Consider the following 3,411-nt stretch of genomic DNA (forward strand, 5'->3'; position numbering starts at 1 on the left):
TTTCTTTAGGCCCTATAGCACATATTTTAGCGACCCGTTTTCCTCTCCTTGTAACGGCTATTTCTTCCCCGGCCTTTATCTGATTTAGAATCCTGCTAAAGTTTTTTTGGATTTCTCCTACAGTTGCCGTCTTCATTTGCATTTCCCCCTTCTTATTTTTTACGCATATTTTATGCGTAAAATTTTAATTGTCAAGCTTTTCTAAGACACATTAAATGGATTGCAGATCAGTGCTTTTCTCGCATAATAATCCACTGCAAAATAAACTGTTACAATAAAAAAGCTAAAATTTTTATTTACATTACGATTTTTGTCCTCAATTTCGTTGCCGGGAATGGCTGTTCTCTTTTTCCGGTCGATCTCCGTTTTATACTCCCTAATTACAGCTAAAATCTTACCGCCTGCAATCTTTTAGCTGCCATTTCGGGGCGACTATGGTTTCCAGGCACCCTCCCGGAGAAAGGGCGGGCTGTCGATTGTGATTTGTTAAAATTAAAGAGGATATTTATTTCGAAATCCACCAAATTTTCATTATATACTAAGTCAATAAAGAATTGCGCGACAGGTCAAATCCTCCATGGACTGAACAGTCGGATACCACTGGGGTCCATCTCGGAAATATTTCGGCTCTTATTCCAATTAATGGGTATTATGAAATACCCATTAATTACCCGTTAATTCACCTTGTTTTTCTTTTTTTTTCCAGTTAGGGATGAGTAATGTCGCAGTGTATCATGCAAGAAACGCCTTCGAGAGACCTTTAACGAGTGGAACCCAACAAGTGGAAATGGAAAGCGTGGCTGCACTCCGGGACTTTTTTCTGGCTCGAAACAGGCCTGAACTCGAGCGGGCCTACGGAGAGTTGACCAAGAATTTTCCGGAGGACGTGCCTGAAGTGGAAGACTGGGAAGAGGTTGAATTTGCTTTCAACCGACTCTTTGTAGGACCGGCCGCCTTGGAAGCGCCGCCGTTCGCTTCCGTCTATTTAGATTCCGAGCCGCTGGTCATGAGCGAGACAACCCTGGAAGTCCGAGAGATGTATGCGTCAATCGGTCTTGAATCCCCCTGGAAGAACAGGTTACCGGACGATCACATCAGTCTGGAACTGGATGCAACCCTGGCCATGAATCATATCGCCCTGCAATCGGGCCTGGCTGAGGTGCAAGAGCTCAGGAGCCGGTTCCTGGAGCATATGGACAGATGGGTATCGAGATTTGTCGATCGCATGAACAAGGCGCCTTCTATCCACCCGGCCATTGGTTATGCTGCCAGGTGTTTGGCCGAGTGGCTGAAGCACTCGCTTGAAAATATAAGGGGGGTAACAGGCAACAATGGAGGAGAAGTATGACCGCACCCAACAATACACTTGGAACTCAGGTCGGAAAGTGTCCGCTGTCCAGAAGGAAATTTCTGAAATGCCTTCTGGCGGCCGGCGCGGTGGCCACCATGCCCTGCGGGCTGCTTCGCCCGATGCGGTCGCGGGCCCAGGAGATCGTCTACGAGGGCGGCTATGAATTCTTCCGCAACGCCTGCCCCCGGAACTGCTACGACACTTGCTCTATCAAGACGTCTGTCAAGGACGGGGTGATTCAATTCATCGAGGGTGCGACCGAGTCGACCTTCACCCGGGGCGGACTGTGCGTGAAAGGCTACGGTTACACCCGCCGTCCTTACAGTCCGGACCGCATCAAGTACCCCATGGTCCAGGAGGGCCGCGGCACGGGGAACTGGAAGCGCGTCTCCTGGGACGACGCCATGGACCGCATCTCCAAAAAGCTCCTGGAAATGCATGACAAGGACGGCACGCTGCTGGGCCTGGCCCTGTCCAAGTATTCGGGCAATTTCGGCATCACCAATTACGGCGTCGAAGGGATGATGACCTCGCTGGGGTATACGACCCGGCTGACGGGAACACCTTGCTGGCCGGCCGGAATCGACGCCCAGAATTTCGACATGGGTGACATGTGGTGCAACGACCCTGAAGACATGGTCGATGCCCGATACATCATCCTCTGGGGGGCCAACCCGGCCTGGAACTCGGTCCACTCGGTCAAGTACCTCTACGCGGCCCGGGACCGGGGGGCCAAGATCGTGGTCATCGACCCCATCCTGACCCAGATAGCGGCCAAGGCCGACGAGTACTGGCAGGTCAAGACGTCTGCGGACGGGGCACTGGCTCTCGGCATGGCCCGCTACATCCTGGACAACGACCTCTACGACAAAGACTGGGTGGCGGCCAACTCCATCGGCTTTGACGCATTCGCCGAGTACCTGAAAAACAACGTCACCGTGGCATGGGCGGCCAAGGAGTCTGGGATTCCGGCCGAGAGCATCGTCAAGGTGGCCCAGGAGTTCGCCACGGCCAAGCCGGCCACCATCTGGATCGGCTACGGCCTGCAGCGCCACGTCAACGGCGGGGCCACGGTCCGGGCCATCGATGCCCTGGTGGCCATGACCGGTAATGTGGGCAAGACCGGTGGCGGCGCCCGCTACGGGCACCTGCAGACCTGGGGCTTCAACTACCACGCCCTGCTGCAGAAACAGCCCGAAGGAGCCAAGGGCGTGCCGGGCAAAGCCGAGGTCAAGGGCGACTTTACCTTTACCTCCGACGATGCGGCCGTGGATTATTCGGATCGCATCCTGAACATCAACAAGACCGCCCAGGTCATCCTGGATGCGGACGACCCACCCATCCGCCTGCTGTGGGTCTCCTGCAAGAACCCCTTCAGCCAGGACTTCGACCGCAACAAAATGCTCAAGGCTTTTGAGAAGCTGGAGATGGTGGTCACCGTGGACCAGTTCTTCAACCAGACCGTAGAGATGTCGGACATCGTTTTGCCCGTGACCACGCTGTTCGAGGAATGGACCATCAACGCCTCCTACTGGCACTATTGGCTGTCCATCAACGAACAGGCCATCGAGCCCATGTACGAGGCCAAGTCCAACATCGAGATCGCCGCGGCCCTGTCCCAAAAAATGAACGAACTCAGACCCGGCTCCTGCACCTTCCCCACGGAGATCGACACCAAAGAGTGGATGATCAAGGAGTTCAACCAGGGCGTCTACGACCTGTTCGGCCTCAAGTCCTGGGAGGACCTTCGCAACGGTCCGGTCAAGGCCAAGATGCACCCGGCCTCCTGGGTCGATCTCAAGTTCAAGACGCCGTCCGGCAAGTACGAGTTCAAGTCCGAGCTGGCCGAAAAGTGGGGCCACAAGGCCCTGCCCGAGTTTAAGGCGCCACGGGAGAAGTATGACAAATACCGGTTGCTGACGCCGCACTCCAAGTTCGGCATCCATTCCCAGTTCATCAACCTGGATTGGAGCGAGGAGTTCAACCCCAAACCCTTCGTTTACCTCCACCCCAAACTGGCGGCCGAGAAAGGTATTAATGACGGAGACACCGTCCGGGTC

3 protein-coding genes are annotated in these 3,411 nt (G+C 54.5%); 2 read left to right on the forward strand and 1 reads right to left on the reverse strand.

Annotation, left to right across the window (positions count from 1 at the left end):
* Positions 1-136, reverse strand: a 136-nt coding sequence (locus LJE94_18775) for a type II toxin-antitoxin system Phd/YefM family antitoxin (GenBank protein MCG6912140.1), incomplete at its 3' end; no start/stop codon positions are given.
* A gap of 651 nt (positions 137-787) precedes the next feature.
* On the opposite strand from LJE94_18775, the gene LJE94_18780 reads away from it, so the two are divergent.
* Both LJE94_18780 and LJE94_18785 read left to right on the forward strand, forming a co-directional pair.
* Entirely contained in the window at positions 788-1,348 is a 561-nt protein-coding gene (locus LJE94_18780) for a molecular chaperone TorD family protein (protein ID MCG6912141.1), read from the forward strand.
* Positions 1,345-3,411, forward strand: a 2,067-nt coding sequence (locus tag LJE94_18785) for a molybdopterin-dependent oxidoreductase (protein ID MCG6912142.1), incomplete at its 3' end; no start/stop codon positions are given. The genes LJE94_18780 and LJE94_18785, both read left to right, overlap by 4 nt.

Source organism: Deltaproteobacteria bacterium (genome assembly GCA_022340465.1).
Taxonomy (GTDB): Bacteria; Desulfobacterota; Desulfobacteria; order Desulfobacterales; family B30-G6; genus JAJDNW01.